The organism is Streptomyces rishiriensis (assembly GCF_030815485.1).
Lineage (GTDB): Bacteria > Actinomycetota > Actinomycetes > Streptomycetales > Streptomycetaceae > Streptomyces > Streptomyces rishiriensis_A.
Window position 1 is genome coordinate 5,563,333 of record NZ_JAUSWV010000002.1, and the last position, 21,468, is coordinate 5,584,800.

Genomic DNA, 21,468 nt, shown 5'->3' on the forward strand with positions numbered 1-21,468 from the left:
CACTCGCGCCCCCCGATGTGAGGGGGCGCACGCCGCACGTGCCGAGCGGCTCCCCGGCAGTCCGGAGCGGGGTGGCTATGCTGCCTGGTTGTTGTGCGGAGCGGACGAGTACGCCCGAAGGGGGGCGGGCCGGTCGTTCCGTCGAGAACGAGGAGGCGTCCGGGCACATGGAGACGACGAGTCGGGCAGTCGAGCAGACGCCTGCGGCGGAGGGCGGACAACAGGTCCCCTCGGCGCGGCGGGCGGTCGACGGCTACTTGGAGGCACCCTTCCCCTGGTACGGCCTCGACGAGGCCTTCACGGGGCCGCGCTGGCTGATGCAGGTGGGGGCGGCGGCCGACGGGGTCGTCGAGCACGGTTCCATCGGACACGGCGACGAGCCCTCCGTACGGCACGAGACGGCCGGTGAGGACCGCGGGAAGTTCGCGGTCGTGGTGACCGTCGCCGCGAACCCGGTACGGCGCAGTCCGGACGGCACGGGCCTGCTGGAGGCCACCTCGGTCTCCTCGGCGGCCTGGCTCGCCGGGGTGGGCCTGCTGACGTTCACCTGGCCGGGCCAGATGGACCACAGCCTGCGCGACGACTGGCTGGACCAGCAGACCGAGACGGCGTGGGTCCTCGCCGACGACCTCGCGGGACCGGACTGGTCGACGCTGTCCCTGCCGGTCGACGGCGTGCCGACGTCGTTCCACTACCGCGAGTCGGAGTTCGGCTGGGTGCTGGCCGGCTCGACCTCGCAAGGGGTGCACGTGGGGGCGTACGGGCGGGGCATGAGCGCGTACGGCCTCGGTTTCGCCATGATCAAGGACATCGAGACGTACGCCTGATCAGCCGGCCGACCGGCCGCGGCCGTACGAGAGCGGGGGCGCCGTCCGTGGTGGACGGCGCCCCCGCTGTCGTGGGAAGACGGTGTACGGGACCCCCGAGGTCCGGCCGGGCCGGGAGCGGGAGGCCGGGCTAGAACTTGTTCCGGGGCGTGATCCCGAGCGACAGCCCCGACAGGCCGCGCGACCTGCCGCCCAGCTTGCCCGCGATGGCCCGCAGCGCGGAGCCCGCCGGGGAGTCCGGGTCGGTGAGGACGACCGGCTTGCCCTCGTCGCCGCCCTCGCGCAGCCGGACGTCGATCGGGATGGAGCCGAGCACCGGCACGGTGGCGCCGGTCGTGCGGGTGAGCCCCTCGGCCACCGACTGTCCGCCGCCCGTGCCGAAGACGTCGACCATCTCCCCGCAGTGCGGGCAGGGCAGGCCGGACATGTTCTCGACCACGCCGACGATCTTCTGGTGGGTCTGGACGGCGATGGAACCCGCCCGCTCGGCCACCTCGGCCGCCGCCTGCTGCGGGGTCGTCACGACCAGGATCTCGGCGTTCGGCACCAGCTGTGCCACGGAGATCGCGATGTCGCCGGTGCCCGGCGGGAGGTCGAGGAGCAGCACGTCCAGATCGCCCCAGTACACGTCCGCCAGGAACTGCTGCAGCGCGCGGTGGAGCATCGGGCCGCGCCAGACGACCGGGGCGTTGCCCGGGGTGAACATGCCGATGGAGATGACCTTCACGCCGTGCGCGGACGGCGGCATGATCATGTTCTCGACCTGGGTGGGACGGCCGTCCGCGCCCAGCATGCGCGGCACGCTGTGACCGTAGATGTCGGCGTCGACGACGCCCACCTTGAGTCCGTCGGCCGCCATCGCCGCCGCCAGGTTCACCGTCACCGAGGACTTGCCGACGCCGCCCTTGCCGGACGCCACCGCGTACACCCTGGTGAGCGAGCCCGGCTTGGCGAACGGGACCTCGCGCTCGGTCTGGCCGCCGCGCAGGGCGCTCGCCAGTTCCTTGCGCTGCTCGTCGCTCATGACGTCGAGGGTGACGTCGACACGCGTGACGCCCTCGACGGCACCGACCGCGTCGGTCACGCGCTGCGTGATGGTCTCGCGCATGGGGCAGCCGGAGACCGTCAGGTACACGGCGACCGCGACCGCCCCGTCCGCGCCGATCGCCACCGACTTCACCATCCCGAGTTCGGTGATGGGCCGGTTGATCTCGGGGTCGTTCACCGTCGCCAGTGCCTCGCGCACCGCGTCTTCGCTAGCCATAGGGACGATGGTACGGCGCGGTGCGGGGGCGCAGGTAAGCCCGTCACCGGTCTTCTACGTCACGTCCCCGCGACCGTTCTGCCGGGAATACGGCGTGTTCGCGATGCCCGTCCCACCGTTCCTCCAGTTCCTTGACCATGTCCTGGAGTTCCGAGCGGATCCAGTCCCGGGTGGCGACCTCGCCGAGACCGATCCGCAGGGCGGCGATTTCCCGGGTCAGATACTCGGTGTCGGCGATGGACCGCTCGTTCGACTTGCGGTCCTGCTCCAGGTTGACCCGGTCGCGGTCGTCCTGCCGGTTCTGCGCGAGCAGGATCAGCGGGGCCGCGTAGGAGGCCTGGAGCGACAGCATCAGGGTCAGGAAGATGAACGGGTAGTTGTCGAAGCGCAGGTCGCGTGGGGCGAAGATGTTCCACAGGACCCAGACGATGATGACGATCGTCATCCAGACGATGAACCGCCCGGTGCCCAGGAAGCGCGCGATGCGCTCCGACAGCCGCCCGAAGGCCTCCGGGTCCCACTCGGGCAGGATCCGGTGCCGGGGCGGCCGCGGCTGGTCCAGGCGGGCCCGGGGACGGCTGGACGCCGTGGCGCCGGCCGGGGTCCGCTCGCCGCGCCCGGTCTCTCGGTCAGGAGCCATGCGGACCCACCTCCTCGGTCGTGTCCTCGTCGAGGTGGAACTCCGTCTCCCGCCAGTCCTCCGGCAGCATGTGGTCCAGGACGTCGTCCACGGTGACCGCGCCCAGCAGCGAGCCCGCCTCGTCGACGACGGGGGCCGCGACCATGTCGTACGTCGCGAAGAAGCCGGCCACGACCGGCAGCGCCGCGTCCGGCGCCAGGGCCTGGAGATCGTCGTCGAGTATCGAGCTGACCAGCGTGTACGGGGGGTCGCGCAGCAGTCGCTGGAAGTGGACCGTGCCGAGGTACTTGCCGGTGGGGGTCTCGTCGGGCGGGCGGCAGACGTACACCTGGGCGGCGAGCGCGGGCGAGAGGTCGCGGTTGCGGACGCGCGCGAGGGCGTCGGCGACGGTGGCGTCGGGCCGCAGGACGATCGGCTCGGTGGTCATCAGCCCGCCCGCGGTGTGCTCCTCGTACGACATCAGGCGCCGCATGTCGGCCGCGTCGTCGGGCTGCATCAGGCTCAGCAGCCGCTCCTGGTCCTGCTCCGGGAGTTCCGAGAGCAGGTCGGCCGCGTCGTCGGGGTCCATGGCCTCCAGGACGTCCGCCGCGCGCTCCTCCTTCAGCTTGCCGAGGATCTCGATCTGGTCGTCCTCCGGCAGCTCCTCGAGGACGTCGGCGAGACGGTCGTCGTCGAGCGCGGCGGCGACCTCGGCGCGCCGCTTCGGCGACAGATGGTGCAGGACGTTGGCGAGGTCGGCGGGGCGCAGCTGCTCGAAGGTGGCGAGGAGGCTCTCCGCACCCTGGCCGTGCTCCTCCAGCGAGAAGCCGGTGACCGCCGACCACTCGACGGTGAGCGTCTCGCCCTTCGCCCGCCGGAAGGCGGTCGCCCTCTTCCCCTTGCGCACGAAGACCCGGTCGAGCTCCCAGTCCCGGCGGGCCGGCAGCTGCTGCACCGACACGTCGAGGACGGTGACCTCCTCGCCGGTCTCGCCGAGCGTGACGCGCCGGTCGAGCAGCTCGCCGAAGACGAGGCGCTCGGTGGGCCGCTGCTCGAAGCGGCGGACGTTGAGCACGCCGGTGGTGATGACCTGGCCGGACTCGATGCCGGTCACCCGGGTCATGGGCAGGAAGATGCGGCGCCTGGTGGACAGTTCGACGACGAGCCCGAGCACCCTCGGCGGCCGTCGCCGCACCCGCAGCACGACGACCAGGTCGCGCACCCGTCCCACCTGGTCACCGCTCGGGTCGAAGACCGGAACGCCGGAGAGGTGCGACACGAAGATCCGCGGGGCGCCCGCTGCCATGACCGCACCTCCTTCTTCTGTACTGCCGTCAGGGCTGTTGCCGGTGATGTCCTTTTTCCCCATTGCCCGCTCGTGCGGGCTTCAGGCTAGCCCGTCCCGATCGGATCCGCCCTGGTGGGCGGTCCGGACGGACTGGCTCCGCTCGGGCCCCGCGACCCCGGTACGCTGCCGTACGCCGCTCGGCACACCCTCGCAGAAAGGCGGCCTTCTCTGTGACTGCGATTCCGCGGGGCCGAACTCGCCGCGCCTCACTGGTGAGAGCGTTGTGCGCACTGGTCGTGGGCATGGGACTGACAGGGTGCAGCGAGGATCCGGACGCGGGCACGAACGGGGTCGGCAAGCTGTCCGCCGCGCAGATCCAGGCGAGGACGAAGGCCGCGGCCGGTGCCGTGGACGCCGTGCGGCTGTCCGGGAGCGTGGTCACCAGCGGGCACACGTACAAGCTGGACATGAGCCTGAAGGCGGACGGCGGCACCGGGTCGGTCACCGCTGAGGGAGCCACCTTCCACCTGTTGCGGGTCGGTGAGCAGCTGTACCTGAAGGCCGACGCGGCCTTCTGGAACAAGGAGGACGGCAAGTCCGGCGAGGACGGTTCGGACACGGCGGCCGCCGACAAACTCGACGGCAAGTACGTGAAGGTGCCGACGGGCGACCCCTCGTACAAGAAGTTCAGCGGCTTCACGGACAAGGACCTCCTCCTCGACGGTCTGCTGACGCTGCACGGCGCGCTGGCCACCGACGGCCACCACGAGCAGTCCGGCGTCCGCACGATCCGCATCACCGGCGACGGCGGCTCCGGCGGCAAGCTGGAGGTGTCGCTGGAGGGCAAGCCCTATCCGCTGCGCCTGGAGCGCGCCGGAGGGGCCGGAACGCTGACCTTCTCCTCCTGGGGCAGGAGCTTCGCCCTGAAGGAACCGGCGAAGGACGAGACGGTGGACTACGGCAAGCAGCTCCCGACCTCGTGAGCCGCCGCCCGTGGTCCGTCGGCCCGCCCGCGGCGCCGGCTAGGCGCGTCTGCGCTTGCGCAGCAGCAGCTTCGGCAGCCCGGCCGGCGCCGGCTCCCGCGTGGTGGCGGGCGAGGGCACGGGCCGTGCCGCCAGATCCCCCTCGGGCAGCGGCAGCCTGACCCCCGTCGGCTCCAGGCGGAGCACCCGGCACTCGCGCGCCCAGCGCTCGGTCATCGCCTCGCCGTCGGGCGCGTTCAGCCGCTTGCCCTTGAGCTCGGCGACGGCCGCCTGCCACGCCTCGGAGCCGGGCGCGAGGGCGACCACCTTCGCCGTCCAGCAGACCAGCCGGCCGCCCTTGTCCTTGCTGCGTACGGTGACCTCGGTCGAACCGCCCTCGGTCAGCCCGGTCAGTGGCTGCTCCCCGGGGCCGTCGCCGACCACACAGGCCGCGCCCTCGTGCCACACGTGCCACAGCGCACGCGCGGCCGGTTCACCGGCGCCCTGGACCCAGACGAGGCCGGACTTCTTGGTGGCCTCCTCGACGAGGGCCTGGTCGAGCAGCAGCTCTCTTGTCATGGGCCTCACCCTAGCCAGCCGGTACCGCGGGGGCCCTCACAGCCAGCCGTTGCGCTTCAGCGTGCGGTGGATCCCGACACAGAGCGCCACCATGGCCGACATGACCACCGGATAGCCGAACTTCCAGTGCAGTTCCGGCATGTAGTCGAAGTTCATCCCGTACACCCCGCACACCATCGTCGGTACGGCGATGATGGCGGCCCAGGAGGTGATCTTCCGCATGTCCTCGTTCTGCGCGACGGACGCCTGTGCGAGGTTGGCCTGCAGGATCGAGTTGAGCAGTTCGTCGAAGCCGATGACCTGTTCCTGGACCCGGGCGAGGTGGTCGGCGACGTCCCGGAAGTACTTCTGGATGTCGGGGTCGACCAGTCGCATCGGCCGCTCGCTCAGCAGCTGCATCGGCCGCAGCAACGGCGACACCGCGCGCTTGAACTCCAGTACCTCGCGCTTGAGCTGGTAGATCCGGCCGGCGTCGGTGCCGCGCGGGGTGCCCTTGCGTCCCGGCGAGAACACCTCGGTCTCGACCTCGTCGATGTCGTCCTGCACGGCGTCCGCCACCGCGATGTAGCCGTCGACGACGTGGTCGGCGATGGCGTGCAGCACCGCGGAGGGACCCTTGGCGAGCAGTTCGGGGTCGTCCTGGAGGCGGTGGCGTAGCGCGCGCAGCGAGCCCTGGCCGCCGTGCCGGACGGTGATGAAGAAGTCCTTGCCGGTGAAGCACATGACCTCGCCGGTCTCGACGACCTCGCTGTTGGCCGTGAGCCGGTCGTGCTCGATGTAGTGGATGGTCTTGAAGACCGTGAAGAGCGAGTCGTCGTAACGCTCCAGCTTGGGTCGCTGGTGCGCCTGCACGGCGTCCTCCACGGCCAGCGGGTGCAGCCCGAACTCAGCCGCGATACCGGCGAATTCGGCCTCGGTCGGCTCGTGCAGGCCGATCCACACGAAGCCTCCGTCGCGCCGCACCCGGCGCATGGCCTCCTGCGGGGTCGGGGCCTGCGGGTAGGCGACACGCGCGCCGTCGCGGTAGACCGCGCAGTCGACGACGGCCGACGGGGTCGCGGGGTCGCGGGTGGTGTCGTAGGCGCCGGTGTCCATGCGCCCGCCCCCCTTGCGCAGGGAGGGGCGGGCCGGACGGACAACGGCACGGAGGTCGCGGATCATCGACATGGCAGGCTCCTTCGCGACGAGCAAAGAAAGACCGCCACGACGGGTGGAACTGCCCGGAATGAGGACGTCCTGCGTGCGGAGGTTTGGCACGTCCACAAAGCGGGGAGCACCGCTCCGTCGCGGTGGCGAGCTTCGCTACTGAATCAGACCGGGGAGATCTGGCAGATCAGACAGATCGAGCAGATCAGGTGAAAAAGGAAACGAAGTGCTCTTCCGCATGAAGATGAGCGCGAGAGGTGGCGACCAGCCGGGGCCAAGAAGCCGGAGCAGCTGCGTCAGCGGCAGGAAGAGCGAGTGGTACTGCACGGGTGACTTCGATCCATGACAGCCCCACCTCCTCCAGCCGGTCCCTCGTAAGGGAGTCTCGTCTGCGTCGGGGCAAGATCGCGACGCTCTGCGTGCTGCCCCGAACCACCGGGCCAGAATAGCAGTCGACCGAAGTGTCAAGGCGCTGCTTTGCCCCGCACTGACGAGTTCTATGCTCGCCGCATGGTTGATGTTCTTCCTCTGGTCGAGGCCCGTTTGCGCAGCGCGCTGGGCGAGCCGGACGCCCGCGCCGCGGTCACCTTCCTCGGTACGGACCGCCTCGAGGTGCTGCGTTTCCACGAGGGCGACGTCGTCCGCTACGCCACGCTCGGCATGTCCGCGCAGCCGATGAGCGACCCGACGGCGATGCTCGCCGACCCGGTCGAGGGGCCGCGTGCCGAGCTGGTGCTGTCCGTCAGGCCCGGCGTGTCCGACACCGACAAGGTGCTCCGCCCGCTGGCCGTGCTCGCCGCGTCCCCGCAGGTCGAGGGCGTGGTCGTGGCCCCCGGCAGCTCCCTCGACGTGGGCGAACCCCTGTGGCCCGGCGCCCCGTTCACCTCGGTCCTGGTCGCCGAGCCCGGGGGTCTGGTCGAGGATCTCGAACTCGACGAGCCCCTCGACCCGGTCCGTTTCCTGCCGCTGCTCCCCATGACCCCCAACGAGGCCGCCTGGAAACGCGTGCACGGCGCCCAGGCCCTTCGGGAACGCTGGCTGACGCACGGGACGGACCTCCGGGATCCTTCCCGGAGGTCCGTCCCGCTCGACTGACGCGGGTGACCCATGTCACCAATCCCCGCGCGTCGATCGTCAGTTGACGCCCGGTCGGCTCAGCCCGCGAAGACCGAGACCCCGTCCTCCGTCGCGTGCCGCGGTTCCAGTTCCTCGGCTTCGTGCGTGAGCGCCTTGCGCCGGACGACGACCACGACCGCGCCCAGCACCGCGGTCACGGCCGCGACGACGAACGGGACATGGATGTCGGTCCACTCCTCGATCTTCGGCGCGAAGTAGGGCGCGGCCGCGGCCGCGAACCACCGCACGAAGTTGTAGCCGGCGCTCGCCACCGGACGCGGGGCGTCCGAGACGCCGAGCGCCAGCTCGGTGTAGACGGTGTTGTTCACGCCGATGAACGCGCCCGACAGGATCGTGCAGACGATCGCCGTGGTGTGGTCGCCGTACCCGAGGACGAACACGTCGACGGCGAGCAGCACCAGCGATCCGCCGAGCACCTTCAGCGAGCCGAACCGCCTCTGCAGCGCCGGCGCCACGAGCACCGAGAAGACGGCGAGCAGCACGCCCCAGGCGAAGAACACCGCCCCCGACTTGTAGGGGGTCATGTTCAGCACGAACGGAGTGAAGGCCAGCACCGTGAAGAACGTGTAGTTGTAGAAGAACGCGGAAGCCGCGGCGGAGGCGAGACCGCCGTGCCCGAGCGCCTTGACCGGGTCCAGGACGGAGATCTTCCGGGCCGGCCTCGGCTGGTCCTTCAGGAACACCGAGATGCACAGGAAACCGATCGCCATCAGGAACGCGGTGCCGAAGAAGGGGTAGCGCCAGCTGGCGTCGCCGAGCAGTGCGCCGAGCAGCGGTCCGCAGGCCATGCCGAGGCCGAGGGCCGACTCGTACAGCAGGATGGCTGCCGCGCTGCCGCCGGCCGCCGCGCCGACGATCACCGCGAGGGCGGTCGACACGAACAGCGCGTTGCCGAGCCCCCAGCCGGCCCGGAAGCCGACGAGTTCGCCGACCGAGCCCGACGTGCCCGCGAGACCGGCGAAGACGACGACGAGGGCGAGGCCGGCCAGCAGCGTCCTGCGGCCGCCGATCCGGCTCGAGACGAAGCCGGTGACCAGCATCGCGAACGCGGTGATCAGGAAGTACGAGGTGAAGAGCAGGGAGACCTGGCCGGCCGTGGCGTCCAGCCCCTGGGCGATGGACGGCAGGATCGGGTCGACGAGGCCGATGCCCATGAAGGCGACGACGGACGCGCCGGCCGTGGCCCACACCGCCTTCGGCTGCCGCAGGATGCTTCCGGCTCCCGCATCGAATGGGTCCATGGTTCCGCTCACCCCTCGAAGGTAGTTGGTATATACACACGATAAGTTAGATCGCCTAAATAATGCAAGCTACACGTAAATCTGGAAGGCGGTCACTTCCGTCCGGACGGGTGATCGTCCTTGACGTGGGCGTGCTCGGGTAGGACCGTGGGGCTCTATGAGGGGCGAACCCAGTTGCCCGAAGTGTGGTGGCCGGGTCAGGGCTCCCGGACTCTTCGCCGATTCCTGGCAGTGCGATGTGCACGGGACGGTCCATCCGCTTCAGCCCGTGATCCCGCCCAGCGTCGAGGCTCTCAGTGTCGTCGTCCACCGCACGCAGGTGCCGGTGTGGATGCCGTGGCCGCTGCCGGTCGGCTGGCTCTTCACCGGCGTGACGTACGCGGGTGACGACCGCAGCGGAGGCCGCGCCACCGCGGTGGCCTGCTCCGGGCCGGGCCCGCTCGGCGGTATGGGCGAGCTGATCCTGGTCGCCGAGGAGCTGGGCGTCGGACTCGGCGCTCGGTACGCCGGCGTCGACGGGCCGGATCCGGGACCGTACATGAGCGTCGAGAAACCCCCGCAGGCCAAGGTCCTGGCCGCCGGCCGTCCCACCCCGCTCTGGCATGTTTCCGCCACCCCGGACGACCGGGCCGTCTTCGCGGGGGAGGCGCGCGGCCTGTGGCTGTGGGCGGTGGTGTGGCCCGAACAGTCCGGACTGCTGATGTACGACGAGCTGGTGCTCACGGATCTGCGGGACGCGGGAGCCGAGCTGGAGCTGGTGCCTTGCGGGGCGCTGTCACCGCGCCTGCTCAAGCCTTAGCGCTCCGCCGGGCCGCAGCCGGGGTGTGTGGTGCTCTCTTTCGGTTTCGGTCGTGGCGGCCCGCCGCTCGTCGTGGCTGGTCGCGCGGTTTCCCCGCGTAGGGCTCCGCCGGGTTGTGCGGCCGGGGGTTCGTCGGGCTCGCGGTCGTGTGTGACTGCCGCCGGTCCGCCGTGGCTGGTCGCACGGGTCCCCGCTTCTCCGGGGTCGCCGTCGCCGTACGTGAGTCGCGGCGTGGGGGCGTGGGGGCGGGGGGGTAGGTGCCTTCGCGGGGGTTTCGGAGGTCGGGTGTGTAGGGGGTGCTCGGTTGGTTTGGGTGTGACGCGGGTGTCCTGACGACCGGCTATGCTGAAGCGTCCCCTTCCGTCCGTCACTGCCTGGAGTCCGCGTCGTGCGCATCGATCTGCACTGCCACTCCACGGCCTCCGACGGTACGGACACGCCGGGTGAGCTGGTCCGCAAGGCGGGTGCCGCCGGTCTGGACGTCGTCGCGCTGACCGATCACGACACCACGCGCGGATACGCCGAGGCCCTGGCCGCGCTGCCGTCGGGGCTCACGCTGGTGACCGGTGCCGAGCTGTCCTGCCGTGTCGACGGCGTCAGCATGCACATGCTGGCCTATCTGTTCGACCCCGAGGAGCCCGCCCTGCTCGCCGAGCGGGAGCTGGTGCGCGACGACCGGGTGCCGCGGGCGCGGGCGATGGTCGCCAGGCTCAACGAGCTGGGCGTCCCCGTCACCTGGGAGCAGGTCGCGCGGATCGCCGGGGAGGGATCCGTCGGGCGGCCGCACGTGGCCACCGCCCTGGTGGAGCTCGGCGTCGTGCCGACCGTCGACGACGCCTTCGGCGAAAACTGGCTGGCCGACGGCGGCCGGGCCCATGTCGAGAAGCACGAGAGCGACCCCTTCGAGGCGATCCGGCTGGTCAAGGGCGCGGGCGGGGTCACCGTCTTCGCGCACCCGGGCGCGAGCAAGCGCGGTCGTACGGTGCCGGAGTCCGTGGTCGCCGAGCTGGCGGCCGCCGGTCTCGACGGCATCGAGGTCGATCACATGGACCACGACGCGGACACGCGCGCACGGCTGCGCGGGCTCGCCGCCGACCTGGGGCTGCTGGTCACCGGCTCGTCGGACTACCACGGCAGCCGCAAGACCTGTGTGCTCGGCGAGTACACGACCGACCCCGAGGTGTACGGGGAGATCACCCGGCGCGCCACCGGGGCGTTCCCGGTGCCGGGCACCGGCGGAGCCTGAGGCTCACCTCCCGCGCCCAGGTCCACCCTCCTTCCCGCAAGGCTCCCGTACTGATGTTCGACGTCGCCGTCTTCGGCTCTCTCTTCCTCACCCTTTTCGTCATCATGGACCCCCCGGGGATCACCCCGATCTTCCTCGCGCTGACCGCCGGACGCCCCGGCAAGGTGCAGAAGAGGATGGCCTTCCAAGCGGTCTGTGTGGCCGGTGGCGTGATCACCGTCTTCGGGCTCCTCGGGCACCAGATCCTCGACTATCTGCATGTCTCCGTTCCCGCGCTGATGATCGCGGGCGGGCTGCTGCTCCTGCTGATCGCGCTCGACCTGCTCACCGGCAAGACCGACGAGCCGCAGCAGACCAAGGACGTCAACGTCGCCCTCGTCCCGCTGGGCATGCCGCTGCTGGCCGGGCCCGGCGCGATCGTGTCCGTCATCCTCGCCGTGCAGAAGGCCGACAGCGTGCCGACGCAGGTGTCGGTCTGGTCGGCCATCCTCGCCATCCATGTGGTGCTGTGGCTGGTGATGCGCTACTCGTTGCTGATCATCCGGGTCATCAAGGACGGCGGCGTGGTCCTGGTGACGCGACTGGCGGGCATGATGCTCTCCGCGATCGCCGTGCAGCAGATCATCAACGGGGTCACCCAGGTGATCCGGGCGGGCTGACCCGGCCCCGGCACACGCAGAGCCCCCACGGCGACGCCGTGGGGGCTCTGAAACATGTATGGGACGGGATCCGCGTTATGAGGCCGAGGTGTCGGCCGGGCGGATCCACAGCCGCTGCCCTATGGCGGCGGCCTGCTGAACGATCCGGTTGACGGAGGCGGCGTCTACGACGGTGCTGTCCACGGGCGTGCCGTCGACATCGTCGAGTCGCATGATTTCGAAGCGCATCGGCTTCTCCCTTCGTCTGGTCATCCTCCTGAGGAGAACTACTTGGTTACGTAGGGAGTCAACGGGATGCGTGTTACAAACATTCCCTACGCTAAAGAAATTTTTCGAACAGCTAACTACTCACCGGTAAGTGGGTTCGCGGAGACTGAACGGGACCGGTTGTGTTCGCAGCGTGACCACCGGAACAATGGAGGTGATGAACGACGACCTCCCGGCCCTCGCCGCCCGCATCGACCGCACGAACGAGCTGCTCACCCGCATGCTCGCCGAGGTGGCCAAGACACCCTCGACCCACGCGATCTTCGTCGACGCCGGGTATCTGTACGCGGCCGCGGGACGCCTGGTGGCCGGGACCGAGGACCGGCGGGCCTTCGACCTCGACGCCGAGGGCCTGATCGAGGCGCTCATCGACCGCGCCCGCTCGATCTTCGCCGACAGCCGGCTGCTGCGCGTGTACTGGTACGACGGGGCCCGGCGCCGCATCCACACCTCCGAGCAGCAGTCCATCGCCGAACTGCCGGACGTGAAGGTCCGGTTGGGCAATCTGAACGCGAACAACCAGCAGAAGGGCGTCGATTCGCTGATCCGGACCGACCTGGAGTCCCTGGCCCGGCACCGGGCCATCAGCGACGCGGCCCTGCTGGGCGGCGACGAGGACCTGGTCTCGGCGGTGGAGGCCGCGCAGGGGTACGGCGCCCGTGTGCACCTCTGGGGCATCGAGGCGCCGGAAGGCCGCAACCAGGCCGACCCGCTGCTCTGGGAGGTCGACAGCCAGCGCACCCTCGACCTCGACTTCTTCAAGCCGTACGTCTCGCGGCGCACCGCCACCGCCTACGAGGGGCCCGGCGGGAACCGGCCCACCCGCGAGGCCGTCCGCTTCGTCGGCGCACAGGTGGCGGCGAAGTGGCTGGCGGCGCGGGGCAGGGAGTCGCTGGCGGAGCTGCTGCCGGGCCACCCCTACCTCCCCGGCTCCGTCGACCAGGACCTTCTCGTGGAGGCGGAAGGCATCCTCCAGTACTCCCTGCGCGGCCAGGCCGACCTGAGGCGCGCCCTGCGGGACGGCTTCTGGGAGCACGTGCAGTCGCAGTACTGAGGACGGCCACACAGTACTGAGCGTGACCGGCCGGACAGCTTCTAACGCATGGGGTGACGGTCCCAGAAGTCGGCGAGCGCGTGGGCCGTCGCCAGCGGCCGGTCCTGGTTCGGCGAGTGCTCGGCGCCCGGCACGACCGTGCGGTGCGCCCGCAGCTCGGCGGCCATGGCGTCGAGGAGCGGCAGCGGCCAGGTATCGTCCCGCGCGCCCGACAGGACATGGAACGGCAGCGGAACGGCGGCCAGTTCACCGACCCGGTCCGGTTCCACGCACAACTGGCGTCCGGTGGCCAGGAGCTGGGCGGGTTTGTGGTTCAGCCAGCGCAGCCGCAACAGCTCCGGCTCGCCGGGGCCGCCGGCCGGACCGCCGACCTCCTCCGGCGGACCCATCGCCAGGATCGCCTCCCACACCTCCGGCATCGTCATCACCGCGAGCGCGTCGTGCAGCAGCTTCACGCGCTGCTTCTGGGAGTCCGAGATCTCGGCCGGGCCCGAGGCGAGGAGCGTGAACGACACGAAGGGGGAGTGGTCGAGCAGGACGGCGGCACGGGCGATCTGACCGCCGAGGGAGTGCCCCATCAGGTGCACAGGGCTGCCGACGGCCGCCGCCTGCGCCAGCACGTCCCGCGCCAACTCCTCGCGCGCGTAGGCGGATTCGTCGTCGGCCGGTCCGTCGGACTCGTTCTGCCCCCGCCCGTCCACGGCGATGGTCCGGTAGCCGCGGGCCGCGAGCGGCTCGTGCATCCGGTGGAAGTCCTCCTTGCTCCCCGTGAAGCCGGGCAGCAGCAGCGCGACACCCCGCTGCTCCACACCGGCGGGCACGGGCGCGTCGACGACCGCGAACTCACCGCGCGCGGTCCGCAGCGGATACGAGAGCGCGCCGGGGGGCGGCGGGAAGGGGCTGCTGGTGCTGGGCCTGGTCACGTCCCGAGGCTACCGGGAGGGTTTGCCGCGCGCCGTCGGCGGGACGCCTCCGGGGAACGCCGACGGCCCGGCCCCTCACCGAGGAGGAACCGGGCCGTCGGGCCGTCATGCCATGCCGGTCGATCAGCCGTCCGCGGGCTCCGTGGCGGCCGTCGCCTTGCGGGTGCGACGCACCCTCGGCTTCGCCTCCGCCGTGTCGACCGCGGTCTCGGCCTCGGCGGGGGCCGGGGCGGTGGCGGCGGTCTTGCGGGTGCGGCGCGGCTTGGTGGCCGCCGCTTCCTGGGTGGCCTGGGCCGGGATGTCGGCCGTGGTGGCCGTCGTCTCGGGCTCGGTGGCCTTGCGGGTGGCGCGGCGGCGGGGCTTGGCCTCGGTCGCTTCGGCCGTGTCGGTGACGGCTTCGGCGGCTTCGGCCGGGGCCGTGGCCGCCGCCTTGCGGGTGCGGCGCGGCTTGACCGAAGCCGCGGCCGCCGCGGCGGCCTCGGCGATCGGCTCCGTCGCCGTGGCGGCGCTCTTGCGGGTGCGGCGCGGCTTGGCCTCCGGGGCCTCGGCCGTGTCCGCCGCGACCTCGACCGGAGCCGCTGCCTTACGGGTGCGGCGCGGCTTGGCCTCGGGCTCGACGGCTGCCGGAGCCTCGACGGTCGCCGTGGCGGCGGTGCCCGCGGCTGCCGTCTTGCGGGTGCGGCGCAGCTTGGCCTCGATGGTCTCGGCCGTGTCCGTGACGCCCTCGACGGCTACGGCCGGGACCGTCGCCTTGCGGGTCGTACGGCGGCGCGGCTTGGCCTCCGTCGCCTCCGCCGTGTCGACCGCGGTCTCGGCCTCGGCGGGGGCCGGGGCGGTGGCGGCGGTCTTGCGGGTGCGGCGCGGCTTGGTGGCCGCCGCTTCCTGGGTGGCCTGGGCCGGGATGTCGGCCGTGGTGGCCGTCGTCTCGGGCTCGGTGGCCTTGCGGGTGGCGCGGCGGCGGGGCTTGGCCTCGGTCGCTTCGGCCGTGTCGGTGACGGCTTCGGCGACTTCGGCCGGGGCCGCGGCCGCCGCCTTGCGGGTGCGGCGCGGCTTGACCACGGTCTCGGCGGCCGCGATGGCCTCCGGGGCCGCCTCGACGGTCTCGACCACGGCTTCGGCCGGAGCCGTCGCCTTGCGGGTGCGGCGGCGCGGCTTGGTCTCCGCCGCCTGCGCCGTGTCGACGGCGGCCTGGGCCGCGGGGGCCTCGACGACCGGCGACTCCGTCACCGTGGCCGCCGCTGTCGCGGTCTGCGCGGTCTCGGCGGTCCTGCGGGTACGACGGCGGCGCGGCGCGGCCAGGGTCTCCGGAGCGGTCTCCGGGGTCTCCTGGGCGGTGCCCTGCGCGGTCGCGACGGCCGCTTCCGCGGCTTCGGCGACGGGCTCGACGGTCGCCGTGCCGGCCGTCACGACGGCCGCTTCCTGCGCGGAGCCGTTGCGGGTGCGGCGCCGACGGCGCGGCGTACGCGGACCGGCGGTCTCCTCCGGCACGGGCGTCGGCTCGGCCACGGGAACCTGCTCGGCAGCCGTGGTCCCGGCGGGCGTCGCCTCGAACGGGGAGCCGTTGCGGGTACGACGACGGCGACGGGGGGTACGCGCCGAGCGCTCGCCCTCGTCGGACGCCTCGCCGGGCCGCTCGCCGGAACGGGACTCGCTCCGGCCACCGCGCTCACCGCGACCGCCCCGGTCACCACGGCCACCTCGGTCGCCACGGCCGTTGCGGTCACCACGACCACGCGCCGCACGGCCGCCCGGCTCGCCGAGGTCCTCGAGCTCCTCCGCGTCGAGCCCGGCGCGGGTGCGCTCCGAGCGCGGCAGAACACCCTTGGTGCCCGCGGGGATACCGAGTTCCTCGAAGAAGTGCGGAGAGGTGGAGTACGTCTCCGGCGGGTCGCTGAACTCGAGTTCCAGCGCCTTGTTGATGAGCTGCCAGCGCGGGATGTCGTCCCAGTCCACCAGGGTGACCGCGATGCCCTTGGCGCCCGCGCGGCCGGTACGGCCGATGCGGTGCAGGTACGTCTTCTCGTCCTCGGGGGACTGGTAGTTGATGACGTGCGTGACGCCCTCGACGTCGATGCCGCGGGCGGCCACGTCGGTGCAGACGAGGACGTCGACCTTGCCGTTGCGGAAGGCGCGCAGCGCCTGCTCGCGGGCGCCCTGGCCGAGGTCGCCGTGGACCGCGCCGGAGGCGAAGCCGCGCTGCTGGAGCTGGTCGGCCAGGTCGGCGGCCGTGCGCTTGGTACGGCAGAAGACCATGACCAGGCCGCGGCCCTCGGCCTGGAGGATGCGCGAGACCATCTCGGGCTTGTCCATGTTGTGCGCGCGGTACACGTGCTGCTTGGTGTTCGCGACGGTCCTGCCCGCGTCGTCCGGCGACGTGGCGTTGATGTGCGTCGGCTGCGACATGTAGCGGCGTGCGAGACCGATGACCGCGCCCGGCATGGTCGCCGAGAACAGCATGGTCTGGCGCTTCGCCGGCAGCATGTTGATGATCTTCTCGACGTCGGGCAGGAAGCCCAGGTCGAGCATCTCGTCGGCCTCGTCCAGGACGAGCGACTTGATGTGCTTGAGGTCGAGCTTCTTCTGGCCGGCGAGGTCCAGCAGGCGGCCCGGGGTGCCGACGACCACGTCGACGCCCTTCTTGAGGGCCTCGACCTGGGGCTCGTAGGCCCGGCCGCCGTAGATGGCGAGGACCCGCACGTTGCGCACCTTGCCCGCGGTCAGCAGGTCGTTGGTGACCTGCGTGCACAGCTCGCGGGTCGGGACGACGATGAGTGCCTGCGGGGCGTCGGTGAGGTCCTCGGGACGGGCACGGCCGGCCTCGACGTCGGCGGGGACGGTCACGCGCTCGAGGAGCGGGAGTCCGAAGCCGAGCGTCTTGCCGGTGCCGGTCTTGGCCTGCCCGATCACGTCCGTACCCGTCAGGGCAACGGGGAGAGTCATCTCCTGGATCGGGAAGGGACTGATGATGCCGACGGCCTCAAGGGCCTCGGCGGTCTCGGAAAGGATGCCGAGCTCTCGGAACGTAGTCAGGGTGCTGCCTCTTCTGTGTGCGCGGTGCGAGGCGAGCGCGGGGGTCGTGTCAGGACCGTGCCGGGGGACGACGGCTGCCTCACGGGCGGCCGTCAGGTCACGGGACCTCTGCCGACGCTCTAGCGTTCGTACCGCTGAGGGGGTCCCCTCCGGGTTTCCGTACGGACAGTGCCGTACGGGCGAGGAGGGCTGTCGGGTCGGAGCCGATCGGGCCACCGACCGGGCATCCTCATACGTGCGGCCCGTCGAATATTCGGCAGGCGCATTACCACCATACCCTGTAATCGCGCACACGCGATGGCCGATTCGGTCACGTTGTGGTTGTCACAGTGTCGCGGGTGGTCCCGTGCGTCTTCGTTGTCACACTGATTGACCAGGGACTTCCCCCGTGCGACGAGCGGGCTATTGTGCGCTTCATGACGACCTCTGACAAGCCTGAGAACACCGCCACCGGCATCGCCGCCCAGGACTGGGCGACGGCCTCAGCCGACCCGCAGTACCGGGCGGCGGTCGTGGATCTGCTGGGTGCGTTGGCGTACGGCGAGCTGGCGGCGTTCGAGCGGCTCGCGGAGGACGCGAAGCTGGCGCCCACGCTGGGGGACAAGGCGGAGCTGGCGAAGATGGCGTCGGCCGAGTTCCACCACTTCGAGCGGCTGCACAACCGGCTCACGGAGGTCGGCGAGGAGCCGACGCGGGCGATGGAGCCGTTCGTCGCCGCGCTCGACGGCTTCCACCGGCAGACGGCCCCGTCGGACTGGCTGGAGGGCCTCGTCAAGGCCTACGTCGGCGACTCGATCGCCAGTGACTTCTACCGCGAGGTCGCGGTACGCCTGGACACCGACAGCCGCGCCCTGGTGCTGGCCGTGCTGGACGACACCGGCCACGCCGGCTTCGCCGTGGACCGGGTGCGTGCCGCGATCGACGCCGACCCGCGGGTGGGCGGACGGCTCGCGCTGTGGGCGCGGCGGCTGATGGGCGAGGCCCTGTCGCAGTCCCAGCGGGTGGTCGCGGACCGCGACGCGCTGTCGACGATGCTCGTGGGCGGTGTCGCGGACGGCTTCGACCTCGCCGAGGTCGGCCGGATGTTCTCCAGGATCACCGAGGCGCACACCAAGCGGATGGCGGCGCTGGGGCTGGCGGCCTAGGACCGGTCCCGGTCCCGCCGGGCTCAGGCGGGGGCCGACCGGCGGCGGAGTCGGCCGGCCGGGCGCAGCAGCAGGGAGAGCGAGGCGGCGGAGACGATCACCGCGCCGAGAAGACTCGCCAGGGCGGTGCCGGGGCCCAGCGCGCTGTGGGTGACGAAGTCACCGAACAGGGCTCCGGCGACGCCCGTCGCGAAGACGAGGGTGCGGACCGGCAGACGGTGGGAGAAGCGGTGGGCCGCCGCCCACGCGAGCACAAGACCGAGCACAGCGGAGCCGAGCGCTTCCAAGATCATGTGGGTCCCTCCCGGACGGTTGGGGCTGTGCGTCGAGGTCACAGCCCGTCATACCCGTGACCTGCGGAATGCAATCCTCCTCTGTGGTCGGGTTGTGCTCCGTCTGTGGAGAGACCCCGACGGCGAACCGGCCGGACAAGCCGCTGACGTTCACGTCCGACAGCGACGACCGACGGCGGGTATGTCCGACGGCGGCACGTTCGGCGGCGGGTACGCCCGGTGGCGGGTACGCCCGGCGGCGGCCGTCCGGCGGGGGGACGGAAACGGAAGTGGGGCCCGGCGACCAACCGGTCGTCGGGCCCCACTTCGTTGCTTCGCCTACAGAGCGCCGAAGCCCACCTTGCGCGGAGCGGGCTCGCCCAGCTCGACGTAGGCCAGGCGGTCGGCCGGGACCAGGACCTTGCGGCCGTGCTGGTCCACGAGGCTGAGCAGCTGCGACTTTCCGGCCAGGGCCTCGGCCACCACGCGCTCGACCTCCTCGGGAGTCTGACCGCTCTCCAGAACGATCTCGCGGGGTGCGTGCAGCACGCCGATCTTGACCTCCACGGCTATGTCCCTCCGACGGTCATGAGGTGCGCGGGCGTCCGCGCCGTACGCTGCACACATTAGCCCGGTGAGGGGACGTTCACGGCGCGGCCGTCCACGCCAGGAGCGAACAGCGGGCGGGAACAAACGGCCGGGCGCCCCCGCGGTCAGTGCTGATCGGTGCCGTGCAGCGGGAAACCGGCGATGCCCCGCCAGGCCAGCGAGGCCAGCAGTTGCACCGCCTGGTCGCGCGGCACGCTGCGGTCGCTGTGCAGCCAGGACCGCGCCACGACCTGGGCCAGGCCGCCCAGACCCGAGGCGAGCAGCATCGACTCCGCGCGGGAGAGGCCGGTGTCCTCCGCGATGACCTCGCAGATCGCCTCGGCGCACTCGGTGGTCACCTTGTCGACGCGCTCGCGCACCGCGGGCTCGTTCGTCAGGTCCGACTCGAAGACCAGGCGGAAGGCGCCGCCGTCGTCCTCGACGTACGCGAAGTACGCGTCCATCGTGGCGCGGACCCGCTGCTTGTTGTCGGTCGTCGAGGCCAGCGCGCCGCGCACGGCCTGGATGAGCGACTCGCAGTGCTGGTCCAGCAGGGCCAGGTAGAGGTCGAGCTTGCCGGGGAAGTGCTGGTAGAGCACCGGCTTGCTGACTCCGGCCCGCTCGGCGATGTCGTCCATGGCGGCGGAGTGGTAGCCCTGCGCCACGAAGACTTCCTGGGCGGCGCCCAGCAGCTGGTTCCGACGGGCACGGCGCGGCAGGCGGGTGCCTCGCGGGCGCGCCGCCTCTGTCTGCTCGATGGCTGTCACGCCGCCTCCCAAGGTGGTCCTCATGCGGTGAGCGCCGCGCCGCCATCGTACTTTTCGGTAACCGTGGTGTGCGCGGTGCGAGCGCAGAATTTCACGGACTGGACGACGGCAAAAGCGGTGTAAACAGTTTTGGATCGGGATGTTACGGGCATACTCCGCCCCGCTCCAGCTCGGAGCATGTCAGCGATAGTCGTCCTCGTCGAGGGAGACGACGCGGGCCTGTTCGACGAGGTCGGCTTCGGCGGCCCGGGCGGGATCCACGTCCTCCAGGGGGTCGTCGCGATGAGGGACGACGTCCGTGTACTGCTCGGCGGCGTCGTTCTCCGGCGCCTCGACGTCGATCTCCCCGAAGTCGTCGTCCTCTTCGAACGTCTCCGGGTCGGTGGGGTCAACGGCCATGGTGGGCTCCCTTCCTACGAACGTCCCTGCGAGGTGCAGGGGCCACAAGCGGGTGCCCTGGATACGAGCCTAGGAGACACCCGTTTCGCACGCCATGCGATCGCTGTGCGGAGTGCCCAGGATCCGGCGCGGTATGGCTCCGCCGCGGTACCGGTCCGGTGCCCGGCACGCGCGCGCGTGCCCCGCGCGTGTGACGGCGAACACACAAAAGCGTGCGTGATCGTCTCGTAACATTGCCCGCATGTCTTCGACCGAGCTGCCCTCCGTGCCGCCCACCAGTGTGCTGCCGAAGGCGATCGCCGTGCGGGTCGCCGAGGGCGAGCGGCTCCGGCAGGTCGGACTGCCGGGCGTCACTCTCACGGTCCGCTCCCGGCCGCCCGCGCGGGAGGGGCTCGAGCCCGCGCTGTACGTGCACGGCCTGGGCGGTTCCTCGCAGAACTGGTCCGCGCTGATGGCGCTGCTCGACGGGGTGGTGGCGAGCGAGGCCGTGGATCTGCCGGGCTTCGGCGACTCCCCGCCGCCGGACGACGGCAACTACTCCATCACGGCACACGCGCGTGCCGTCATCCGCTACCTGGACTCCGTCGACCGCGGACCCGTGCACCTCTTCGGCAACTCGCTCGGCGGCGCGGTGTCCACGCGCGTGGCCGCGGTCCGGCCCGACCTCGTGCGGACGCTGACGCTGGTGTCACCCGCGCTGCCCGAGCTGCGGGTGCAGCGGACGGCGGTGCCCACGGGTCTGGTGGGGCTGCCCGGCGTGGCCGCGCTCTTCACCCGGTTCACCCGGGACTGGACCGCCGAGCAGCGTGTCCGCGGCGTCACGGCGCTCTGTTACGGCGATCCCGGCCGGGTCAGCCCGGACGCGTTCCGTCACGCGGTGGAGGAGCTGGAGCGGCGCCTTCGGCTGCCGTACTTCTGGGACGCGATGACGCGTTCCACGCGCGGTCTGCTCAGCGCGTACACGCTGGGCGGCCAGCACGGTCTCTGGCGTCAGGCCGAGCGGGTCCTCGCGCCGACCCTCCTGGTCTACGGTGGTCGCGACCAGCTCGTCGGATTCCGCATGGCGCAGCGGGCCGCCCGTACCTTCCGCCACTCCCGTCTGCTCACGCTGCCCGACGCCGGGCACGTGGCGATGATGGAGTATCCCGAGACGGTGGCGACGGCGGTCCGGGAGCTCATCGCCGACACCGCCACCGCGACCGATACCCCGGGAGGCTGAGACCTACGTGGGACGCCACAGCCGGCGTGGACCCGCG

The 21,468-nt window shown here is 71.5% G+C and carries 22 protein-coding genes; 9 read left to right on the forward strand and 13 right to left on the reverse strand.

Going from position 1 to position 21,468, the window contains the following annotated elements:
• Positions 1-167: 167 nt before the first annotated feature.
• Positions 168-827 carry a hypothetical protein gene (locus QF030_RS27370; RefSeq protein WP_307165262.1) on the forward strand — a complete coding sequence of 220 codons (660 nt, stop codon included), beginning with the start codon at positions 168-170 and terminating at the stop codon, positions 825-827.
• Between the two features lie 130 nt (positions 828-957).
• Here QF030_RS27370 and QF030_RS27375 read toward each other — a convergent pair whose 3' ends face one another.
• The 3 genes from QF030_RS27375 to QF030_RS27385 are packed head-to-tail and all read right to left on the reverse strand — an operon-like array spanning position 958 to position 4,016.
• Positions 958-2,091, reverse strand: a complete 1,134-nt coding sequence (locus QF030_RS27375; RefSeq protein WP_307165263.1) for an Mrp/NBP35 family ATP-binding protein — start codon at positions 2,089-2,091, stop codon at positions 958-960.
• Positions 2,092-2,134: 43 nt separating this feature from the next.
• Positions 2,135-2,731, reverse strand: coding sequence for a DUF1003 domain-containing protein (locus QF030_RS27380; RefSeq protein WP_307165264.1), 597 nt, complete (start codon positions 2,729-2,731; stop codon positions 2,135-2,137).
• On the reverse strand, positions 2,721-4,016 hold the full coding sequence (locus tag QF030_RS27385; protein ID WP_307165265.1) for a magnesium transporter MgtE N-terminal domain-containing protein: 1,296 nt from the start codon (positions 4,014-4,016) through the stop codon (positions 2,721-2,723). Before QF030_RS27385 ends, QF030_RS27380 begins: the two co-directional genes overlap by 11 nt.
• Before the next feature lie 212 nt (positions 4,017-4,228).
• On the opposite strand from QF030_RS27385, the gene QF030_RS27390 reads away from it, so the two are divergent.
• The gene (locus QF030_RS27390; protein WP_307165266.1) at positions 4,229-4,981 is read left to right on the forward strand and encodes a hypothetical protein; all 753 of its coding nucleotides are present in this window, start codon (positions 4,229-4,231) and stop codon (positions 4,979-4,981) included.
• Between the two features lie 39 nt (positions 4,982-5,020).
• Here the strand turns inward: QF030_RS27390 and QF030_RS27395 are convergent, their stop codons facing one another.
• Together QF030_RS27395 and QF030_RS27400 are read right to left on the reverse strand one after the other, a co-directional pair.
• Positions 5,021-5,539, reverse strand: a complete 519-nt coding sequence (locus QF030_RS27395) for a hypothetical protein (protein ID WP_307165267.1) — start codon at positions 5,537-5,539, stop codon at positions 5,021-5,023.
• Between the two features lie 36 nt (positions 5,540-5,575).
• On the reverse strand, positions 5,576-6,706 hold the full coding sequence (locus tag QF030_RS27400; protein WP_307165268.1) for a magnesium and cobalt transport protein CorA: 1,131 nt from the start codon (positions 6,704-6,706) through the stop codon (positions 5,576-5,578).
• A gap of 489 nt (positions 6,707-7,195) precedes the next feature.
• Between QF030_RS27400 and QF030_RS27405 the strand changes: the two genes are divergently transcribed.
• Positions 7,196-7,780 (forward strand): suppressor of fused domain protein, encoded by a 585-nt coding sequence (locus QF030_RS27405; protein WP_307165269.1) that lies wholly within the window; start codon positions 7,196-7,198, stop codon positions 7,778-7,780.
• 59 nt (positions 7,781-7,839) lie between these two features.
• On the opposite strand, the gene QF030_RS27410 is transcribed toward QF030_RS27405, so the two are convergent.
• Entirely contained in the window at positions 7,840-9,063 is a 1,224-nt protein-coding gene (locus QF030_RS27410) for an MFS transporter (protein ID WP_307165270.1), read from the reverse strand.
• 157 nt (positions 9,064-9,220) lie between these two features.
• Between QF030_RS27410 and QF030_RS27415 the strand changes: the two genes are divergently transcribed.
• The 3 genes from QF030_RS27415 (at position 9,221) to QF030_RS27425 (ending at position 11,767) form a co-directional block, all read left to right on the forward strand.
• The gene (locus tag QF030_RS27415) at positions 9,221-9,862 is read left to right on the forward strand and encodes a DUF6758 family protein (protein WP_028806532.1); all 642 of its coding nucleotides are present in this window, start codon (positions 9,221-9,223) and stop codon (positions 9,860-9,862) included.
• A 388-nt stretch (positions 9,863-10,250) separates the two neighbouring features.
• Complete coding sequence (locus QF030_RS27420) at positions 10,251-11,108, forward strand: PHP domain-containing protein (protein WP_307165271.1); 858 nt, start codon at positions 10,251-10,253, stop codon at positions 11,106-11,108.
• A 53-nt stretch (positions 11,109-11,161) separates the two neighbouring features.
• Positions 11,162-11,767, forward strand: a complete 606-nt coding sequence (locus tag QF030_RS27425; protein WP_307165272.1) for a MarC family protein — start codon at positions 11,162-11,164, stop codon at positions 11,765-11,767.
• Positions 11,768-11,842: 75 nt separating this feature from the next.
• Here QF030_RS27425 and QF030_RS27430 read toward each other — a convergent pair whose 3' ends face one another.
• A complete protein-coding gene (locus QF030_RS27430) occupies positions 11,843-11,995 on the reverse strand; it encodes a hypothetical protein (protein WP_007384531.1) in 153 nt (50 codons plus the stop codon).
• 196 nt (positions 11,996-12,191) lie between these two features.
• Here QF030_RS27430 and QF030_RS27435 point away from each other — a divergent pair, with 196 nt between their 5' ends.
• A complete protein-coding gene (locus QF030_RS27435) occupies positions 12,192-13,088 on the forward strand; it encodes an NYN domain-containing protein (protein ID WP_307167713.1) in 897 nt (298 codons plus the stop codon).
• A gap of 41 nt (positions 13,089-13,129) precedes the next feature.
• Here the strand turns inward: QF030_RS27435 and QF030_RS27440 are convergent, their stop codons facing one another.
• Positions 13,130-14,011 (reverse strand): alpha/beta fold hydrolase, encoded by an 882-nt coding sequence (locus QF030_RS27440; RefSeq protein ID WP_307165273.1) that lies wholly within the window; start codon positions 14,009-14,011, stop codon positions 13,130-13,132.
• Between the two features lie 123 nt (positions 14,012-14,134).
• Positions 14,135-16,951: a DEAD/DEAH box helicase gene (locus QF030_RS27445; RefSeq protein ID WP_307165274.1), complete on the reverse strand. Its 2,817-nt coding sequence runs from the start codon at positions 16,949-16,951 to the stop codon at positions 14,135-14,137.
• 497 nt (positions 16,952-17,448) lie between these two features.
• On the opposite strand from QF030_RS27445, the gene QF030_RS27450 reads away from it, so the two are divergent.
• Positions 17,449-18,186, forward strand: coding sequence for a ferritin-like fold-containing protein (locus QF030_RS27450; RefSeq protein WP_307165275.1), 738 nt, complete (start codon positions 17,449-17,451; stop codon positions 18,184-18,186).
• Between the two features lie 23 nt (positions 18,187-18,209).
• On the opposite strand, the gene QF030_RS27455 is transcribed toward QF030_RS27450, so the two are convergent.
• The 4 genes from QF030_RS27455 to QF030_RS27470 form a co-directional block, all read right to left on the reverse strand.
• Positions 18,210-18,479 carry a hypothetical protein gene (locus QF030_RS27455; protein ID WP_307165276.1) on the reverse strand — a complete coding sequence of 90 codons (270 nt, stop codon included), beginning with the start codon at positions 18,477-18,479 and terminating at the stop codon, positions 18,210-18,212.
• A gap of 318 nt (positions 18,480-18,797) precedes the next feature.
• A complete protein-coding gene (locus QF030_RS27460; RefSeq protein WP_020130831.1) occupies positions 18,798-19,025 on the reverse strand; it encodes a DUF3107 domain-containing protein in 228 nt (75 codons plus the stop codon).
• Between the two features lie 146 nt (positions 19,026-19,171).
• Complete coding sequence (locus tag QF030_RS27465; protein WP_020130830.1) at positions 19,172-19,813, reverse strand: TetR/AcrR family transcriptional regulator; 642 nt, start codon at positions 19,811-19,813, stop codon at positions 19,172-19,174.
• Positions 19,814-19,993: 180 nt separating this feature from the next.
• Complete coding sequence (locus tag QF030_RS27470) at positions 19,994-20,212, reverse strand: hypothetical protein (protein ID WP_307165277.1); 219 nt, start codon at positions 20,210-20,212, stop codon at positions 19,994-19,996.
• A gap of 241 nt (positions 20,213-20,453) precedes the next feature.
• Between QF030_RS27470 and QF030_RS27475 the strand changes: the two genes are divergently transcribed.
• Positions 20,454-21,431 carry an alpha/beta fold hydrolase gene (locus tag QF030_RS27475; protein WP_307165278.1) on the forward strand — a complete coding sequence of 326 codons (978 nt, stop codon included), beginning with the start codon at positions 20,454-20,456 and terminating at the stop codon, positions 21,429-21,431.
• The last annotated feature ends 37 nt before the right edge of the window (positions 21,432-21,468 follow it).

What these genes read in the sequence shown, in the direction of transcription:
- QF030_RS27370 (WP_307165262.1), top strand. Translation starts at nt 168, where the DNA reads ATGGAGACGACGAGTCGGGCAGTCGAGCAGACGCCTGCGGCGGAGGGC.
- QF030_RS27375 (WP_307165263.1), bottom strand. Translation starts at nt 2,091, where the DNA reads ATGGCTAGCGAAGACGCGGTGCGCGAGGCACTGGCGACGGTGAACGAC.
- QF030_RS27380 (WP_307165264.1), bottom strand. Translation starts at nt 2,731, where the DNA reads ATGGCTCCTGACCGAGAGACCGGGCGCGGCGAGCGGACCCCGGCCGGC.
- QF030_RS27385 (WP_307165265.1), bottom strand. Translation starts at nt 4,016, where the DNA reads ATGGCAGCGGGCGCCCCGCGGATCTTCGTGTCGCACCTCTCCGGCGTT.
- QF030_RS27395 (WP_307165267.1), bottom strand. Translation starts at nt 5,539, where the DNA reads ATGACAAGAGAGCTGCTGCTCGACCAGGCCCTCGTCGAGGAGGCCACC.
- QF030_RS27400 (WP_307165268.1), bottom strand. Translation starts at nt 6,706, where the DNA reads ATGTCGATGATCCGCGACCTCCGTGCCGTTGTCCGTCCGGCCCGCCCC.
- QF030_RS27405 (WP_307165269.1), top strand. Translation starts at nt 7,196, where the DNA reads ATGGTTGATGTTCTTCCTCTGGTCGAGGCCCGTTTGCGCAGCGCGCTG.
- QF030_RS27410 (WP_307165270.1), bottom strand. Translation starts at nt 9,063, where the DNA reads ATGGACCCATTCGATGCGGGAGCCGGAAGCATCCTGCGGCAGCCGAAG.
- QF030_RS27415 (WP_028806532.1), top strand. Translation starts at nt 9,221, where the DNA reads ATGAGGGGCGAACCCAGTTGCCCGAAGTGTGGTGGCCGGGTCAGGGCT.
- QF030_RS27425 (WP_307165272.1), top strand. Translation starts at nt 11,162, where the DNA reads ATGTTCGACGTCGCCGTCTTCGGCTCTCTCTTCCTCACCCTTTTCGTC.
- QF030_RS27430 (WP_007384531.1), bottom strand. Translation starts at nt 11,995, where the DNA reads ATGCGCTTCGAAATCATGCGACTCGACGATGTCGACGGCACGCCCGTG.
- QF030_RS27435 (WP_307167713.1), top strand. Translation starts at nt 12,192, where the DNA reads ATGAACGACGACCTCCCGGCCCTCGCCGCCCGCATCGACCGCACGAAC.
- QF030_RS27445 (WP_307165274.1), bottom strand. Translation starts at nt 16,951, where the DNA reads ATGACTCTCCCCGTTGCCCTGACGGGTACGGACGTGATCGGGCAGGCC.
- QF030_RS27455 (WP_307165276.1), bottom strand. Translation starts at nt 18,479, where the DNA reads ATGATCTTGGAAGCGCTCGGCTCCGCTGTGCTCGGTCTTGTGCTCGCG.
- QF030_RS27470 (WP_307165277.1), bottom strand. Translation starts at nt 20,212, where the DNA reads ATGGCCGTTGACCCCACCGACCCGGAGACGTTCGAAGAGGACGACGAC.
- QF030_RS27475 (WP_307165278.1), top strand. Translation starts at nt 20,454, where the DNA reads ATGTCTTCGACCGAGCTGCCCTCCGTGCCGCCCACCAGTGTGCTGCCG.